The 15,931-nt window shown below is 65.2% G+C and carries 13 protein-coding genes; 5 read left to right on the forward strand and 8 right to left on the reverse strand.

Annotated features, from left to right (window positions below; genetic code table 11):
- Window positions 1-35: 35 nt before the first annotated feature.
- On the reverse strand, window positions 36-470 hold the full coding sequence (locus tag KYE46_RS00815) for a hypothetical protein (protein ID WP_219002768.1): 435 nt from the start codon (window positions 468-470) through the stop codon (window positions 36-38).
- 565 nt (window positions 471-1,035) lie between these two features.
- Between KYE46_RS00815 and KYE46_RS00820 the strand changes: the two genes are divergently transcribed.
- The 3 genes from KYE46_RS00820 to KYE46_RS00830 are packed head-to-tail and all read left to right on the forward strand — an operon-like array spanning window position 1,036 to window position 2,944.
- Window positions 1,036-1,341 carry a hypothetical protein gene (locus KYE46_RS00820; protein WP_219002769.1) on the forward strand — a complete coding sequence of 102 codons (306 nt, stop codon included), beginning with the start codon at window positions 1,036-1,038 and terminating at the stop codon, window positions 1,339-1,341.
- Window positions 1,313-2,014 (forward strand): winged helix-turn-helix domain-containing protein, encoded by a 702-nt coding sequence (locus tag KYE46_RS00825; protein WP_219002771.1) that lies wholly within the window; start codon window positions 1,313-1,315, stop codon window positions 2,012-2,014. The genes KYE46_RS00820 and KYE46_RS00825 overlap by 29 nt, the downstream gene beginning before the upstream one ends.
- Window positions 2,015-2,944 carry an alpha/beta hydrolase gene (locus tag KYE46_RS00830; protein ID WP_219002773.1) on the forward strand — a complete coding sequence of 310 codons (930 nt, stop codon included), beginning with the start codon at window positions 2,015-2,017 and terminating at the stop codon, window positions 2,942-2,944.
- An 84-nt stretch (window positions 2,945-3,028) separates the two neighbouring features.
- On the opposite strand, the gene KYE46_RS00835 is transcribed toward KYE46_RS00830, so the two are convergent.
- The gene (locus KYE46_RS00835) at window positions 3,029-3,319 is read right to left on the reverse strand and encodes a hypothetical protein (protein ID WP_219002775.1); all 291 of its coding nucleotides are present in this window, start codon (window positions 3,317-3,319) and stop codon (window positions 3,029-3,031) included.
- Window positions 3,320-3,482: 163 nt separating this feature from the next.
- Here KYE46_RS00835 and KYE46_RS00840 point away from each other — a divergent pair, with 163 nt between their 5' ends.
- A complete protein-coding gene (locus KYE46_RS00840; RefSeq protein WP_219002777.1) occupies window positions 3,483-4,661 on the forward strand; it encodes a cupin domain-containing protein in 1,179 nt (392 codons plus the stop codon).
- A gap of 78 nt (window positions 4,662-4,739) precedes the next feature.
- Here the strand turns inward: KYE46_RS00840 and KYE46_RS00845 are convergent, their stop codons facing one another.
- From KYE46_RS00845 to gpmI, 5 genes are all read right to left on the reverse strand, one after another.
- Window positions 4,740-5,231: a hypothetical protein gene (locus KYE46_RS00845; RefSeq protein ID WP_219002778.1), complete on the reverse strand. Its 492-nt coding sequence runs from the start codon at window positions 5,229-5,231 to the stop codon at window positions 4,740-4,742.
- Window positions 5,228-5,692 carry an RNA pyrophosphohydrolase gene (locus KYE46_RS00850; protein WP_219002779.1) on the reverse strand — a complete coding sequence of 155 codons (465 nt, stop codon included), beginning with the start codon at window positions 5,690-5,692 and terminating at the stop codon, window positions 5,228-5,230. Before KYE46_RS00850 ends, KYE46_RS00845 begins: the two co-directional genes overlap by 4 nt.
- A 1-nt stretch (window position 5,693) precedes the next feature.
- Window positions 5,694-7,019, reverse strand: coding sequence for a S41 family peptidase (locus tag KYE46_RS00855; RefSeq protein ID WP_219002780.1), 1,326 nt, complete (start codon window positions 7,017-7,019; stop codon window positions 5,694-5,696).
- Between the two features lie 65 nt (window positions 7,020-7,084).
- Window positions 7,085-8,209 (reverse strand): murein hydrolase activator EnvC family protein, encoded by a 1,125-nt coding sequence (locus KYE46_RS00860; protein ID WP_428845069.1) that lies wholly within the window; start codon window positions 8,207-8,209, stop codon window positions 7,085-7,087.
- Between the two features lie 20 nt (window positions 8,210-8,229).
- Window positions 8,230-9,744: a 2,3-bisphosphoglycerate-independent phosphoglycerate mutase gene (gene gpmI, locus KYE46_RS00865; RefSeq protein ID WP_219002781.1), complete on the reverse strand. Its 1,515-nt coding sequence runs from the start codon at window positions 9,742-9,744 to the stop codon at window positions 8,230-8,232.
- A 130-nt stretch (window positions 9,745-9,874) separates the two neighbouring features.
- Here gpmI and KYE46_RS00870 point away from each other — a divergent pair, with 130 nt between their 5' ends.
- Window positions 9,875-13,444: a glycosyltransferase gene (locus KYE46_RS00870; protein ID WP_219002783.1), complete on the forward strand. Its 3,570-nt coding sequence runs from the start codon at window positions 9,875-9,877 to the stop codon at window positions 13,442-13,444.
- On the opposite strand, the gene KYE46_RS00875 is transcribed toward KYE46_RS00870, so the two are convergent.
- Entirely contained in the window at window positions 13,441-15,840 is a 2,400-nt protein-coding gene (locus KYE46_RS00875) for a calcium-binding protein (protein WP_219002785.1), read from the reverse strand. The two genes, KYE46_RS00870 and KYE46_RS00875, sit on opposite strands and share 4 nt — an antisense overlap.
- Between the last annotated feature and the right edge of the window lie 91 nt (window positions 15,841-15,931).

The raw sequence follows: 15,931 nt of genomic DNA on the forward strand, positions 1-15,931 counted from the left end.
CCGCCTTCGCTCTCGCTGCTCATATTCTCTCTGACTTAGCCTTGGGTCCAGCCGTTGTTGCGCAGGCACCGCGCGCGATAGATCGTGCGATGGCCGTTGTTCGTCCAGACGCGGCGCAGGCAGTTCTGCGGCAGGAGATGCGCGTTACGGGCGTGGTTCTGCATGCAGCGCTGGCGATAGCCGCGGTACCGGCCATTGCCGTCCTGGCCCTGGATAAAGCACCGCGCCGGCGCGACGCGCTGAGCCGGCTGCGGCCGGGGCGGCTGATAGATGACGGGCGGATTGCCGCGGCTGGTATAGTTCCGGCTGCCGTGGTTCCGGCCCGCCTGGCTCAGCCCATAAAGAAGCAGCAGGCCCCCAAGGACAGCCGCGGCATCGGCGCCATTGTTGCGACCGGTCGCCGCTGCAGGAGAGGTCGAGGCCGCAATCCCTGTCAGGGCGAGCGTTACCGCCAGCAGACCGGCGGTCATGGTTCGTGAGAGGTGACGTAGCATCTTGTTGTTCCCTTCAATTGCTTACGTGATCAGCTTGGGTCTTGGGTCGTGGTGGGCCGGGGAGTATTCCGCCGGTCCCGGGGGGCGCACTCATTCGGCGCTTGTGGGAACAACCTTCCTCTTGCCGTTCTCGGCCATGCAATGACGGGGCCGCGCTATTGGATGAAGCCACTTCTGCTATCGGATAACGTGCCCGAATTCAGGTAGTTATCGCAGGATCGGCGATGTAAGGGCGCGCTTCGGAGGTCAGGCAGGGACCGGAGAGTTGCGCGACGGGCGCCGCTTCAAAATCCGCAACGTCGGTCACGGCGGTCGCAGAATGCCCGGACACTGGCACATCCGCACACCCTACGCGAAAGCATCAACTTTTAACCAAATTCGAGGCAGCCATCCCCGCAAACTACCGCAAAACCACGAAAATCCGGGCTGGCTATCCGATAACATGCGCGCTGCGCGGTGCGATATTGAATGACAGGCGCGCGGCACGGCATATCGGCCCTGAAGCTGCCCCCTTTCAGCACAAACATATGAGCACTCCATTATGAACCGCACGATAAAACGATTCCTGAAACCTCTCCTCACGGCGCTCGCCTTCTCGGTGGTCGCCGCGCCGCTCCATGCCGCCTGTTACGCAGACTATCGCGCAAGGATGGATAACCCGCTGAGACTGCATTACGGTGTGATCCAAGTGCCTGACAGCGCATGCTCCGTGTCCGACGCCTCCAGCATCGTGGCCACTCGGATTGCTGCCGAAGGCTGGACGTTGGTGAACGTGAGCTCGGTCTTCGATGACGCGGGACTCGCGTCAAGGAGATCGGATGCAGGACAATATTTCCTCCGTTTCTGACACACGAATCGCGTCCACACGCGTCGTAAAACTTGGCATTCTGGCGGTCGTCGCGGTTCTCGTGACCTCCGCCATCTTGCTGTTCATGAACCTCCCCAACGCCGATGCCTTCAACGAGGCGGTGGTGCAGGTGTTCGAGGTCAATGACGTCCGCGATCCCGACGCGATCGCGATGTTGGAGGTTCTGGCCCAGTCCGGCACGACGTTCTCCAAGGTTCTGGCAAGCTACCGGGCCGTCATTTTCGTCCTGATGATCTTCGCCACCGCGCTTCTGGTGGCCTGTCTCGTCTTCCTCATCACCATCATCACCCTGAACCGCCGCATGGGCGAGATCGAGCGTCAGGGCATTCAGGTCTCGTCCCTGATCCTGTCGCGGGAAGAGCGGGTCGTGCTGATCAACAACCTCGAGTTCAAGCTGACAGACGCCGCGATGGAGACCCTCTCGGTCCTTGCCGAAGCACGGCTCGACGATGACGTGCTCACCGGCGCGCAGATCGAGGCGATGGTATCCGGCAAACTGGAATCCGACGTAGACGAAGCCGCCGGCGCGACCCGGATCAAGCGCCTGCGCGACACGCTCGGCAACCAGATGGTCTCGGAGCTGCTGGTCAAGAACATCGCCCGACGCGGCTACATTCTGGCGATCGACAAAGACGTCATCAAGATGATGTAGATGACTGACCCGGCGCCCTACCCCGGTCTGCACCCGGACCTCTGGCCCCTGGTCCGACAGATGGCCGCCGATCCGAACCCCGTGCCGGACCACCAGCGCCCGATCGAGGATCTCCGCGCCGCCGTGGCGCGTATGGAAGCAGGCCTGCCGTCGCTCGCCACCGACATCAAGACCCATGACTGGCACCTGCCGTGTCACGGTCGCGACGTGCCCCTGCGCAGCTATGAAACCGCCACTCCCCGCGCCGAGGTGATGCTCTACATGCACGGCGGCGGGTGGAGCCTCGGCACCCTGCGCGGCCATGACGAGGTCTGCGCCGATATCGCCCGCGACACCGGGATGCGGGTCGTCAGCATCGACTACGCCCTTGCCCCCGAGCATCCCTACCCCGCAGCGCTTGACGAATGCGTCGCCGCCTTCGCGCATCTCGCATCCGGCCAATCACCTATGAAAGAGGCGCCCGCCATCTGGCTCGGCGGTGACAGTGCGGGCGGCAACCTGGCCCTCGGCACCGCGCTGAAATGCCCTGAGGCAGTTGGCCTCTTCCTCATCTACCCCGCGACCGACCCCAGATGCGCCAGCGCCAGCTACACCACCCACGGCGAGGCACCCTACCTGACCCGTGCCATGATGCACCGGTGCTGGCGTGACTACCTCGGCGGTCATCCCCCTGATGCCTTCGCGGCTCCCGCCTCCGCCGACCTCACGCCCCTGCCGCCCGCCGTCATCCTGACCGCCGCCCTCGACCCGCTGCTCGGTGATGGAGAGCGTCTCGCCGCCGCTCTCCGCAAACAGTCCAAGCTGCACTGGTACGAGGCCGCAGAGGGCCTGATCCACGGTTTCATCCGCTGGCGCACCCAAGCGCCCGCCGCCGCAAGCGCCTTCGCCCGCGCCACGCAAGCGCTCGCCCGCGCCATGGATCACCCATAGAAAAAGCGGAAAGGCCTCTCGACCCTCCCGCATCTTCATCTTTTCACAAATACGGAAACGCTCAGGCCTCAGCCTGCGCGGAGATCAGCAGTAAGGCGCACCGCGACCCGCGCCAACCGCGTCCGTTCCAAGCGACCCGTTGTCGGCATCGGTGATCCCGGTGGAATATCCACCGCTGCCCCGGCCACAACCTGCAAGGTCCGTCCAGGACCCGTTGTCGCTGTCCGTCGTCTGCGCCTTGGCGCCCGATGGGATCAGGGCCGCGCCGACGCCGGCGGCGCCCATCACACCCAGAACCGTGCGGCGGCTCGTGGGGTGATCAGTCGTGATCTCGGCGTCAGTGAGGGTCTTCTTTTTCGTCTCGTCGCTGGACATCAGGATAATTCCTTAAAAGTGCTCTGGCTACATGCTCGGAAAATCTGCCCGATCCTCGACAACCAGTCAATGGATTTGAACTGACAGGACGCAGGACGATTGATCCCCGCGCCGCTCCGTGCTCAGACTGTTTCCACATAGTTTTCCAGCACATGGGCGCCAGATGACCGAGACCTTCAGCTTCGATTGGGCGATTTCGCCCGAAACCCCCGAGACCTTCTTCGCCGAGTATTTCGAGAAGAAACCGATGCTGATCAAACGCGGGCAGCCGGGATACTTTTCAGATCTCCTCAACTACGACGATATCGATCGCGTCATCTCGACGATGGGCCTGCATGTGCCCGAGATCAACGTCACCCGCGCGGATGGAGAGATCACGCCCGCCGACTTCGCCTATGAGACCGGCCAGATCGATCCGGTCCGGGTGACGCAACTCCACGCGGATGGCGCCACGGTGATTCTGTCCGGTCTCCACGAACGCCTGCCCGCGCTCGCGCGGTACTGCCGCGCCATGGAAGCCGCCATGTCCGCGCGGGTGCAGACCAACATCTACATGACGCCGCCGGGCAAGCAGGGCTTCAACCCCCACTACGACGGCCACGACGTGCTGGTCCTGCAGGTGGCAGGCACGAAGGAATGGCGTATCTACGGCACGCCGGTGGAGCTGCCCCTCGCCGATCAGGCCTTCGAGCGCGGGATGGATGTGGGCGAAGAGGTGCAACGCTTCGTGCTGGAGCCCGGCGACGCCGTCTACATCCCTCGCGGCATGGCCCATGATGCCGTCGCCACCGATGAGACCTCTTTGCACATCACGACCGGCCTGATGTTCCGCACCTGGGCGGACGCGCTGGCCGAGGCGGTCATCGCCAAGGCCCACCGCGAACCTGCCATGCGCCGCGCCCTGCCCCCCGGCTTCGCCAGCTACGGCGCGGACCTCGACGCCTATGACGACACTTTCGCAGAGCTTGTGGCGCTGGTCGGTGACGCCCACGTAGGCAAGCTGCTCTCCGGGTTCCGCGAAGAATTCCTGACCGCCCGTGTCCCACGGGTCGAAGGCCAGATGGCGCAGTTGGAAAAGTCCCGGAACCTCACCCTCGACAGCCGCGTCGGCGCGCATCCTCACATCGTCTTCGGTATCCACGACATCCCCGACAACGAGCAGGTCTGCCTTGTCGCCCAAGGAGCCGAGATCATCCTTCCCGCCCACGCCCGCGACGCGATGGAATTCTGTGTCACCAACACTGATTTCCGCCTTGGCGACATGGGCGGCGATCTGGATGACGACGGCAAATTGGTCCTCGCCAAACGCTTCGTGAGAGAAGGTTTGATGCGCGTGTTCTAACCCGAGCGCGACGCTCTGAAAGGGAGCAGGAAAACACGTGTCATGAAGGCCGGTTCGCTCCCGGCCTTCCACGCGCGCCTACCACGCGCCGTTGCAGCTTCCCTGATGGCAGGAAATCACCTCTTCCAACATGCCGGGATGGGCATCGGAGAAACTGAAGCCGGGGCAGGCGTTCTCGGTCAGGGTGTAGGCGCCGTCGTCCAGACGGAAGAAGAACAGCCCGTATTCCACGTCCGACGCCGCGCCGCACCAAGCGGCGACGCAGGTCACATCGACAGTCACCGGCACGGTCCGCGAATTGGAGAAATCCGAGCCGGTGAAAAACGTGCCCTCGAAGGTGGCAGGCTGCGTGTAGCCAACCATCGCATTGATATCACCGCCTTGGGCGACCGCCCCTTCAGGCGGGTCACTGGGGCCTGCAAGCGACAGGGAGCCTACGCCGATGACGAAATCCTCGGCGCTTTCGGCGGCTTGCCTGTAGGTGCCCTCGACACTCGGGGCCAAGCACGACAGGGCCGAGGCCGGACCGGCGGCGGCAAGAGCGAGCGTAAAAGCGAGTTGGCGGATCACAGGGCAAACTCCTTCAGGATTGCTTTGTAGATCGGTCTCTTGAACGGCACGATCACCGTCAGGATCTCGCGCTTGGTCATCCAGCGCCAATCGCTGAACTCCACATCCTTGTGGTTCAGGTTGATGACGCTGTCGGGCGCCTCCAGCCGCAGATGCACCCACATCTGTGCCTGCCCGCGATATTTGTCCTTCCACCGTCCCGGCGCCATCTCCGGCGGAAAATCGTAGGTCAGCCAGTCCGAGGTCTTCGCCACGAAGCTCACGTGATCGCGGGCAACCCCGGTTTCCTCTTCCAACTCGCGGTAGGCGGCCTCGACCGGGTCTTCTCCCACGTCGAGCCCACCCTGCGGCATCTGCCACGCCGGCGTATCCATCCCGGCGCGCTGGCCCGCGAAAATGCGGCCGTCCGCGTTGGTCAGAACGACCCCCGCGCACGGACGATAGGGAAGGTCCGAAGCCAATTCAGTTCGGACCCAAAGCGCCGAGACCGGTCAGGATATCGATGGCATAGGCCAGTTGATAATCCTCGTTCCGAAGCGCGGCCGTGGCCTCTGCTGCGTCCCGCTCTTCCTGCAACTGGTTCAATTCATCCTCGGTCAGCGAAGAATTCTCGATCGCGCCGCGCAGGCCCGCTTCCGTGCGTGCCGGACGACCGTTGTCCTCCTCGTCCTCTTCCACCGGATCACGCTGTTCCACGATGATGTCGGGGGCCACGCCAAGCGCCTGGATCGAGCGTCCCGAGGGCGTGTAGTAGAGCGAGGTCGTCAGGCGCATCGCGCCGTCGCCCGCCAGCGGCATCACCGACTGGACCGAGCCCTTGCCGAAGCTGTTGGTGCCGACGATCACCGCGCGCCGGTGATCCTGCAGCGCGCCGGCGACGATCTCGGACGCCGAGGCGGAGCCGCCGTTGATCAGCACCACCATCGGCAGTCCTTCGATCATGTCGCCGGGGGTGGCGTTGTAGCGCTCACCGTCCTGCGGCTCGCGGCCACGGGTCGAGACGATCTCGCCTTGGTCGAGGAAGGCATCGCTGACCCGGATCGCCTGGTTCAGCAGGCCGCCGGGGTTGTTGCGCAGGTCCAGAACGACGCCGTTCATGTTCTCCAGCCCGCCGACCTCTTCGATCAGTTCCATCAACCCGTCACGCAGGTTCGGGAAGGTCTGGTCGCTGAAGGTCGAGACCCGCAGCACGGCGGTGTTTCCTTCAAGCCGCGCACGCACGGCGGTCAGCTGGATGCGGTCACGGGTGATCGTCAGATCGAAAGGCTCGTCCTCGCCCTCGCGCACCACGGTGATCACGATGTCGCTGCCGACCGGCCCGCGCATCATGTCCACTGCTTCTTCCAGAGTCAGGCCAAGAAGCGCCTCGCCATCCACGGCGGTGATGAAATCGCCGGCCTCGACGCCGGCTTCCATCGCCGGGGTGTCATCCATCGGCGTGATGACCCGAACGAAGCCGTCTTCCTGCGTCACCTCGATGCCAAGCCCGCCGAATTCACCACGGGTCTGCACCTGCATGTCTTCGAAGTCGCTGGCCGAGATGTAGCTCGAATGCGGATCGAGCGAGATCAGCATCCCGTTGATTGCCGCCTCGATCAGCTCGGCCTCGTCGACCTCTTCCACGTAGTTCTGGCGAATGCGCTCGAAGATATCTCCAAACAGATCCAACTGCTCGTAAACCGTGCTGTTGCGCTCTGCTTCCTGCGCCAGCAGGGGGCCCGCGACCTGGGTGCTCATCAGCACCCCGCCTGCAATGCCACCGACTGCGGCCATCATCAGTTTCTTCATGGATCGTCGTCCTCTATTTGCCGTGTTGGGCCTGACCCTGCCTCCAACGTCCACGTCGAAGGGGCCTATTGCACGGCGAACCACGCCATGGGGTCCACCGGGCTGCCGCCCTGTCTCAGTTCCATATAAAGCGTTTCCGACAGCCCGGCGCCACCGCCAAGCGCGTCAGAAACGATCAATTCCGCTTCACTTTCGCTTTCTCCGTCCGGCATCAGCCCGAGAGGCGCGCCCTCGGGCACCAATTCACCCGCCGTCACGAAGAGGTCTCCCGCGCCCGCCAAGATAAGAAGATAGTCGGCGTGGGGCTCGAGGATAATGACATTTCCGTAATCCAGAAGCGGCCCGGCATAGCGGACCGACGCAGGCCATGGCGCGGTCAAAAGCGCGTTCTGTGGCACGGCCAGCAGGGTGCCGGGGCGCGTGATGCCTGCCGCGTCGGTCTCGTTGAAGCCGCGCACCAGCGTGCCGAGGGCCGGCAGGGGCATGGCGCCGCGCGCCTGGGTGAAATCCTGCGCCGGCGCGCCGGTGGCCACCGGCGTCTCAGCCAGCATGTCCGCAAAGCTGCCAAGCCCGTCGACGCTGGCGAGGATTTGCGCCATCGCGTCGGGATCATGCGCGAATCGTTCCGGCAGATCGACCCGGTCGGCAATCGCCTGGCTCAGGGCCGAGCGGGCCGATTGCACGCCGTTCAGCGCGGACTCGAGCTCTCCCACGGCGCTATCCTGCAACGCGCGCAACACCGCCAGTTCCTCCAATTGCTCCCGCAGCGCGCGGGCCTGCCGGGCCACGGCGGGGGTGACATCGGCCACGATCATCCCGAGCCGCGCGGTGCCCAAGGGCCCCTCGGGATGGAGCAGCGTGGCAGGGGCCGGCGCTTCCTCGATCCGCTGCAACACGCCTGTCAGCTGCGCCAGCCGCTCTCGTTCGGCATCGAACACCAACAGGATCGTGCGCTCGCGCAGCGCCGCGTCGCGGACACCTGCGCGCAGGGCGTCGAGCCCGTGCTCATAGGCGCGCACCGTCTCGGTCAGCGCCTCGACGCGGTCCCGTGCGCCATCGGCGTCGCGCAGCGCAGTCGCCGCACGCTCCAACATGGCAGAGGCCTCTCGCGCCGTCGCCGCCGGATCGCTCTGCCCATGGGCCGCCATCGCCACGGCGAGGCCGAGCAAAGGGCCCAAGAACCGCCCCACCTTATGTCGGTGGCGCAGCCTCAAGAGATCAGGCTTTCGCCCGTCATTTCGGCAGGCTGTTCCAGCCCCATCAACTGCAGCAGCGAAGGAGCCAGATCCGCCAACCGCCCGTCGCGCAGGCGCGCGCCGTCAGGACCACCGACAAGGATCACCGGCACCGGGTTGGTCGTATGCGCGGTATGCGGCCCGCCCGTTTCGGGGTCGATCATGGTTTCGCAGTTGCCGTGATCGGCACAGATGATCATTGCCCCACCCACTTCGTCCAGCGCCTCCAGCGCTTTGCCGAGGCCCGTGTCTACCGCTTCGCAGGCCGCCATCGCCGCTTTCAGATCGCCGGTATGCCCCACCATGTCGGGGTTGGCGTAGTTCACGACAATCAGGTCATATTGCGCGCGGATCGCGTCGACGAGCAGCTCCGTCACCTCGCCGGCGCTCATCTCTGGCTGCAAATCATAAGTCGCGACATTGGGCGATTTCGGCATCTGCCGATCCTCACCCTTCTCCGGCACCTCGACGCCGCCGTTCAGGAAGAATGTCACGTGAGGATATTTCTCGGTCTCCGCGACGCGGAACTGCTTCAGCCCCGCCTTGGCGACCCATTCGCCTAGGGTATTCTTGATCTCCTGCTTCGGAAACACCGTCGTCATGTAGGCGTCATGGGCCTTCGAGTAATCCACCATCCCCAGTTTCGCGGCGAAGTCCGGGCGTCCACTCACGTCGAAGCCGTCGAACGCGGGGTCGCCCAGGGCCGCGAGGATTTCCCGCGCCCGGTCCGCGCGGTAATTCAGCATGAAGATGCCGTCGCCATCGGCCATCCCGGCGTAATCGCCGATCACCGTCGGAGGGATGAATTCATCGGTCTTGTCAGCGGCGTAAGCCGTGCTGACCACGGAAAGCGCGTCCGGTGCCTCGTCGCCCTCGCCACGCACCATGGCGGCATAGGCGCGCTCCACCCGGTCCCAGCGATTGTCACGGTCGAGCGCGAAGTAGCGCCCACTGACTGTCGCGATTGCGGCGCCGTCAGGCAGGGCGAGCCCCTGCAGGTAACGCTCGGCAGATTTCGGCGCCACGTCGCGCCCGTCGGTGATCGCGTGCACGGCGACAGGGACGCCCGCGTCCGTCAGAACGGCCACCGCCGCCTCCAGATGCGCCAGTTGCGAATGCACGCCACCGTCGCTCACCAAGCCCATCAGGTGTGCGACGCCGCCTGAGTCCTTCAGGACCTCGGCGAAGGCCACCAGCGCCTCGCGCTGCGCAAACTCGCCCGCGTCGATGGAATCGTTGATCTCCACCAGGTCCATCTTCACCACACGACCCGCGCCGATGTTGGTATGGCCGACCTCGGAATTCCCCATCTGCCCTTCCGGCAGGCCGACATCCCGCCCGTGGGTCAACAGCGTCGCATGGGGGTAGCGCGCCATCAGCCCGTCCATCACCGGCGTCTTCGCCAACAAGGGCGCGTTATCGGTTTCGGTCTGTCCGATGCCCCATCCATCGAGAATGCACAGAACGACGGGGCGGGGTGTTTCGGCCATGGGTTGAGAACTCCTTTACCAAATTGTTCTACGGAGGCGGCATCGGTGCTGCAAGCGTCCCCGGCGCGGCCGCGCCGTCGCAGGCAGGGACACGCGCGGTATGACCAGAATTGTAACGGCGAAAAGGGAGATGACGGGAGCCAGCCCGGTGCCCTTCGATCGGCGGGAAAGCGGCCTGCTGACCACGCAAGCCCAGCGGAACAACTGGCGCAACTGGCTGAGACAGGCCCGCGCAGAGACCGAGGAGGGTGACGAGGATGGCCTGCTATTCCTCCTGCGCCATCCCCGCGCCGCTGCGCTTCGGGAAGGCTTCGCCCTCGGCGCTTATCTGGCGCAAAACCTCGATGTGGCCGGCGCGGTCTATGACCCGGTAGAGGCGCTTTTCCACTACCTCGAATTCGGCATCCCGGAAGGGCGGAACGGAATGCCCGTCGCGTGGGACCGGAGTTTCGTTGCGCAGGCCACGGGCCACCGTCTGCCGGAGCATCTCGCCCCGCCTCAAGCTGCCGCCGAATTGATCGCGCGGGGCGTGTCGCCGTTGAAACTCGCCCTGCGCGAGCAGGATCACTGGCTGATCCTCGGCCTGCACGGCCCCGCCTTGGCGAACATCTTCCATCACGAGACGTATTTCGCCGCCGTCGAAGCCGCGGGAATGGACCTTCCCCCTCCGGACCGCCTTTCCTGCATCCATCACTACGCCCGCAATGGGCTCGACTCTGGCCTGCCCGCGCATCCGGATCACCGTTTCGACGCGGACTTCTACGCCTCCTCTCTTGCCGAGCGCGGGATCAGCGAGGCGGCCTGCCCTCGCCACTGGGCGCGTTTCGGGTTGCACAAGAAGATCCACGCCAACGCCCGGGCTCAGGCTCTTGCCAGCTATGGGCTGCGCCTGCCCGCCGGGATCACCGCAGCCTCGGCGGGAGAGGTGTCCCGCCTCGTGGAAGACCCGATGAGGGCGATCCGCGAGTTGGACCTGACCCGTACAGCAAACCGCAGCTTCGCAATCGATCTGGCTCGTCTGCAACGGCGGCGCGGCGCTTTGGCGAGTGCCGAGAAGCTGCTGATGCGCGTGCTCCACCACAGCCCCGATGATCCGCGCGCCCGTCTGGCGCTTGCGGCGCTTATCCGGGGCACCCGTCAGACCCCGCGCGAGATTGCCCTGCGCCTAGTCATCCCGGCCGATTTCGACGGCGGCGAGAACCGTCTGACCCTTGCCGAGCTCTGCGCCGAGAAGGGTGACCACGACGCCGCCCTTTGCCACGCCAGCGCCTTGCCGACCGAGGCGCACGGCAATGTCGCGCTCTGCAAGCGCCGACGCACCCTCGCGCGCAAGGTCTTCGACGATCTCTTCAGGAACCTGAACCGGCATCTCGAGCGCTACGCCGTGGACGAGGTGCAAGATCTCCTCACCCGCGCGCTTGAGCTCTACGCGCCCACGCCGGAAATCGTACCCCGTGCCGGGCAGATCGAGCGCGTCGCGATCCTCGCAAATGATGACCTCTACCAATGCAAACTCTACCGGGCCGACCAGAAGGCCGAGCAGCTGCGCACTCAAGGGGTGCAGGTCACGACCTTCCTGCAAAGCGCCGACGTCGTGCGGCTTCACCATCAACTCGCGCAGTTCGACGCGGTCATCTTCCAGCGCACCCCCGCCTTGCCCGAGATCGCCGACCTCATGATCGAGGCCGCCAAGCAAGGCCTCGCCACCTTTTTCGACGTTGATGACCTCATCTTCGACGCCTCGCACTTCCCGCTGCCCCTCGCGACCTATGCGGGCAAGGTCACGGATCGGGCGCACCGGATCATGGCCTGCGGCGTGCCCCTGTTCGCCGCCAGCGCGCGGCTCTGCGGCTACGGCATTGCCTCGACGGACCCGCTCCGCGCCTTGCTGGCGCCCCTCACGATCTCGGGCACCGCCTTCACCCATCGCAACGCACTCGGCGCGGCCCACGAATGCGCCATTGCCCGTGCCACCCGTCGCAGGAGCGGCCGGCTGGTGATTTTCGCAAGCTCCGGCACCAAGGCGCACAAGACTGAGTTTCGCGACGTGCTGGAGCCCGCTCTCGCTCAGATCATCGCCGCGTACCGCGACCGTGTGGAGGTGCGGCTGATGGGCGATTTTCCGGAACTGACACATCTCTCCCCGGATGAGGTGACGCTGTTGCCTCCGATCTGGGATTTCGAATCCTACGCCGAAGAATTGGCGCAGGCTGACATCGCGCTCTCCGTCCTCGCCCGCTCGGTCGCGGCGGACACCAAGTCCGAGATCAAGTGGCTGGAACCCGCGATGTTCGGCATCCCGGCGGTGGTCAGCGCCTCTCCGGTTATGGACAGCGTGATCGACAACGGCGTGACAGGGATCACCGCGCCCGACAGCGATGCCTTTGTCGCGGCCCTGCGCCACCTGATCGAGGATGCCGGCGCGCGCCTCGCCATCGGTCAGGCGGCAAGGGCGAAGGTGTTGCGCGACTATGCCCTGCCCACGATGGGCGCACGATTGCTCGCGAACATGCAAGCCGCACGCTCTGCGCAAAAACCGAAGCTGTTGATTGTCAACGTTTTCTATCCGCCCCAATCCATCGGGGGCGCCACGAGGGTCGTCGCCGACAACGTGACCCATCTGCTGACGCATCACTCGGACGCGTTCGAAGTTGATGTCCTCACCACCTTGGACGGCGCAGACACGCCCCACGAGGTTCACACCACGAGCCATTCCGGCGCGCGTATCTGGTCGATTGCCAACGACCCAGACCTGTCCGAACAGAACATGCGGGATCCCGTGATGGACGCCCGCATCGACGAACTGCTGGATCGCATCGCGCCCGATATCGTCCACATACACTGCGTGCAGCGCCTCGGCGTCGGGATCATCGACGCCTGCCGCAAACGCGGCATTCCCTATGTGCTGACGCTCCATGACGGCTGGTGGGTGTCGCCGCACCAGTTCATCACCGGGCCTGACGGCGCGCCGGAGCTATATGATTTCACCGCCCCGACCCTGCCACAACGCGCCCGGAGCGCGCGCCGGTGCATAGAGGACGCAAGCGCCGCCCTCGCGGTGTCTGAGCCTTTCGCCGAGCTTCATCGGAAGGCCGGTTTGACCAATGTCGTAGCCATGCCCAATGGCGTCTCGACCCTGCCGGAGCGGCGGCGTCAGAGCCCCCCCAAGGGGCGCGTGCGGCTTGGCCTGATCGGCGGCGCATCCCGGCACAAGGGCTACGATATCCTGCGCGCGGCTCTCACCTCCCGGCCCTTCGCCAACCTCGACCTGATCGTCGCGGACCACGCGCTTCCGCCCGGCGCGGAAGCCCGCGAGGTCTGGAACACGACCCCCGTTGTGCGCATCCCGCGTCAGCCTCAGGACAAGGTCGGCGCGCTCTATGGCCGGTTCGATGTGCTTCTCGCGCCGTCGATCTGGCCCGAAAGCTTCGGGTTGGTCACCCGCGAAGCGCTGGCGCTCGGCCTTTGGGTCATGGCCTCGGATCGCGGCGCCATCGGCAGCGAGATCACCGAGGGGCGCAACGGCCACATCGTTCCGGTCGATGACCACCGCGCCCTGGCCGAAGTGCTGTGCCGGATCGACGCTGACCCCTCCCGCTACACCGCGCCGCCTGGCGTCCGTGCACGCCTGCGCAGCGCCGCCGATCAGGGTGAAGAGCTGGTGGCCCTTTACAAGGACATCCTGTCGCGCCGTGCCTAGAACAGGAAATCCTGCACGTCGAGGTCGAGCAGGGAGACGTCCTGCAACAGGATCGAGCTTCCTCCCCCGGTGTCGATCAGAACATCCGCCCCCTTCTGAACGGACGCCGTCAGCACATCAGCATAGCTGTTCATCGTCGCAAGCTCCGTGAACACCAGCTTCTCGGCATCATTCCCGGCATCGAAGTCGAGGATCACATCGTCGCCGTGGCCATCGTCGAAATGGAACCTGTCGGCGTTGAAGTTGCCCTCCATCGTGTCGTTCCCCGCGCCGCCGATAAGCGTATCAAACCCGCCGCCACCCACGAGCGAGTCATTGCCCGCACCGCCATCGACAAAATCCGCCTGGTATCCGGCGCGCACCAGATCATCGCCCGCGCCGCCGTAAATCGTGTCCTCGTGGTTGGCCCCGAACAGGCGATCGCTCCCGTCGCCCCCCACGACCAAATCGTCGCCATTGCCGCCGCGTACCACGTCGTTGCCGTGCTCTCCATAAAGGGTGTCATCGCTGTTATCGCCCAGGATGATGTCGCGTTCGTTGCCGCCGTAGATCAGGTCTTCGCCCTGCTGCCCCCGGATCGTATCGACGCCCGCGCCGCCGTGGATCGTGTCCGCCTGATTGCCGCCCCAGATCTCGTCGCGACCGCTGCCGCCGTAGATCAGATCGTCGCCGTCACCGCCCTCGACGTAGTCGCTGCCGTCCCCGAGCGACAGCGTATCGCGGCCCCCGTCACCGCTGACCACATCGTTGCCACGCCCGGCGTTGACGTAATCGTCGCCGGACAGGCCGGTGACCGTATCCGCCCCGTCGCCGGCATCCACCGCGTCGTTGATCGCTGTGCCTGCGATGGCATCGTCACCGCTGTTGCCGCCATAGAGCGAGAAATCCGGCACCCGGTCGGCTGTCTTCAGGATCGCGGCGTGAACCTGCGTGAAGCTCAGCGTCTGACCACTGCGCGAGAACACCTCCAACGTCTCGCCGCGCCAATCGAGAACCGCGCCCTGCGCCGTCGCCGTATAGCCGATCTGCGCCGCATCGTAGAGCATCGGCCAGGCTGAGAGGTCGATCCGGTCCACACCGGCCTGAAAATCCTCGATCACGTCGTGGGTGAAATCAGACCGCATCACGAAGATATCCGCACCATTGCCCCCGTGCAGCGTATCGACGCCGAGGCCATCCTCCAGCACGTCATCGCCGGCACCGCCGGTCAGGCTGTCCGCCCCCGCGCCGCCGATCAGCACATCGTCGAGCGCGCCGCCCGCGAGGCTGCCGCCACCATGGCTCACCGCGACCATCATCCCCTGATCCGCAACGTCCAGCGTGATCTCGGTCACCCCGCCCTGCATCTCGGAGGCCACGAAGATATGCAGGCTGTCGCTCTCGACGGCGGCGGCGATGGACGAGATGTTCTGCAACCCCGCATCCCCCGACAGCGTGCCCAGAAGCTGCAACCGACCGTGCGGCAGCATCACGAAAAGCGTCACGCCATCATCGCCACCGCCCGCGATGACGTAGTGGCGGCCGCCGGTCTCCACGACCTCGAGGGTCTGCACATTGCCAAAATGCGTATCCGCCGTGTCGATCACGTGGTCCGTGGCCACAAGGCTGCCGTCTTGCGCCACTTCCATCACGGTGATTGCGCCGGATTGCCCCTGCCCGTCGGAGGGCGCCGAGGCCAGAACAACGAAGCTGCGCCCGCCCGTCTCGACCATCTCCATGTCCGTTGGCGTCATCACGCCCAGACCCTCGTTCACCCCGGCGTTGCCGGTGTTGACCAAGCTGTTCCCGTCGAGCCTGTAGGCGGATACCCCCCTCTCGGACTGGCTGACGCTGATGACGTAGTCGTTGCCCATGACATTGGCCGAGCCAATGGCCGTCACCTCGGCGGCGTAGGATGTGCTGGTGTCGCTCACCTGCATCGCTTGTGACAGCGCGCCGTTGCCGCCGATGGTGTAAGCGTGGATCGAGCCGCCGCCCGCGTCCGCCATGTAGAGGGTCTGCTGGTCGGTCTGCGTGACCTCCAGCAACTGCGTCATTGAAGAGTTCACGCCCGACATCTGCAGCGCGCTCCCCAAGCTGCCGTCCGCGTTCACGTCGTAGAGGTGCAATTGCTCCGCGCCCGAGCCCGCCACCGCGATGCACAGCGCGCCGTTGACCTCCATCAACGACAACTCGGCCAGCGCCGCCTCCGCCCATGCCGGGTCATAAAGCGCCGTATCCCGAAGGCTGACAGAGCCAGCCCCGTCCAAGGCAAAGGCCGATACGCCGCCATTCCGACCCGAGCTTGCATAGAGCACGGACAGGCCGTTCTGCTCGACCACCATCAGGTCGGCGATGCCGATGTCCAGCGCGGAGACGCCCGTTTGAAACTGCCCGTTGATGACCATCTGCGCCATGACGCACCCGCCTTTTCCGTGTGGTTGGGGTGCTCATATGGCGGGGAAGGCGCGCCAAGCTGGCGCCGTTTTATGGCGCGGCAGTGGCAAA

It is taken from the genome of Gymnodinialimonas ceratoperidinii (assembly GCF_019297855.1).
GTDB lineage: Bacteria > Pseudomonadota > Alphaproteobacteria > Rhodobacterales > Rhodobacteraceae > Gymnodinialimonas > Gymnodinialimonas ceratoperidinii.

Bases quoted from the DNA above. Each gene is read 5' to 3' on its own strand.
- KYE46_RS00815 (WP_219002768.1), bottom strand. From the start codon at position 470: ATGACCGCCGGTCTGCTGGCGGTAACGCTCGCCCTGACAGGGATTGCG.
- KYE46_RS00820 (WP_219002769.1), top strand. From the start codon at position 1,036: ATGAACCGCACGATAAAACGATTCCTGAAACCTCTCCTCACGGCGCTC.
- KYE46_RS00825 (WP_219002771.1), top strand. From the start codon at position 1,313: ATGCAGGACAATATTTCCTCCGTTTCTGACACACGAATCGCGTCCACA.
- KYE46_RS00830 (WP_219002773.1), top strand. From the start codon at position 2,015: ATGACTGACCCGGCGCCCTACCCCGGTCTGCACCCGGACCTCTGGCCC.
- KYE46_RS00835 (WP_219002775.1), bottom strand. From the start codon at position 3,319: ATGTCCAGCGACGAGACGAAAAAGAAGACCCTCACTGACGCCGAGATC.
- KYE46_RS00840 (WP_219002777.1), top strand. From the start codon at position 3,483: ATGACCGAGACCTTCAGCTTCGATTGGGCGATTTCGCCCGAAACCCCC.
- KYE46_RS00855 (WP_219002780.1), bottom strand. From the start codon at position 7,019: ATGAAGAAACTGATGATGGCCGCAGTCGGTGGCATTGCAGGCGGGGTG.
- gpmI (WP_219002781.1), bottom strand. From the start codon at position 9,744: ATGGCCGAAACACCCCGCCCCGTCGTTCTGTGCATTCTCGATGGATGG.
- KYE46_RS00870 (WP_219002783.1), top strand. From the start codon at position 9,875: ATGACGGGAGCCAGCCCGGTGCCCTTCGATCGGCGGGAAAGCGGCCTG.
- KYE46_RS00875 (WP_219002785.1), bottom strand. From the start codon at position 15,840: ATGGCGCAGATGGTCATCAACGGGCAGTTTCAAACGGGCGTCTCCGCG.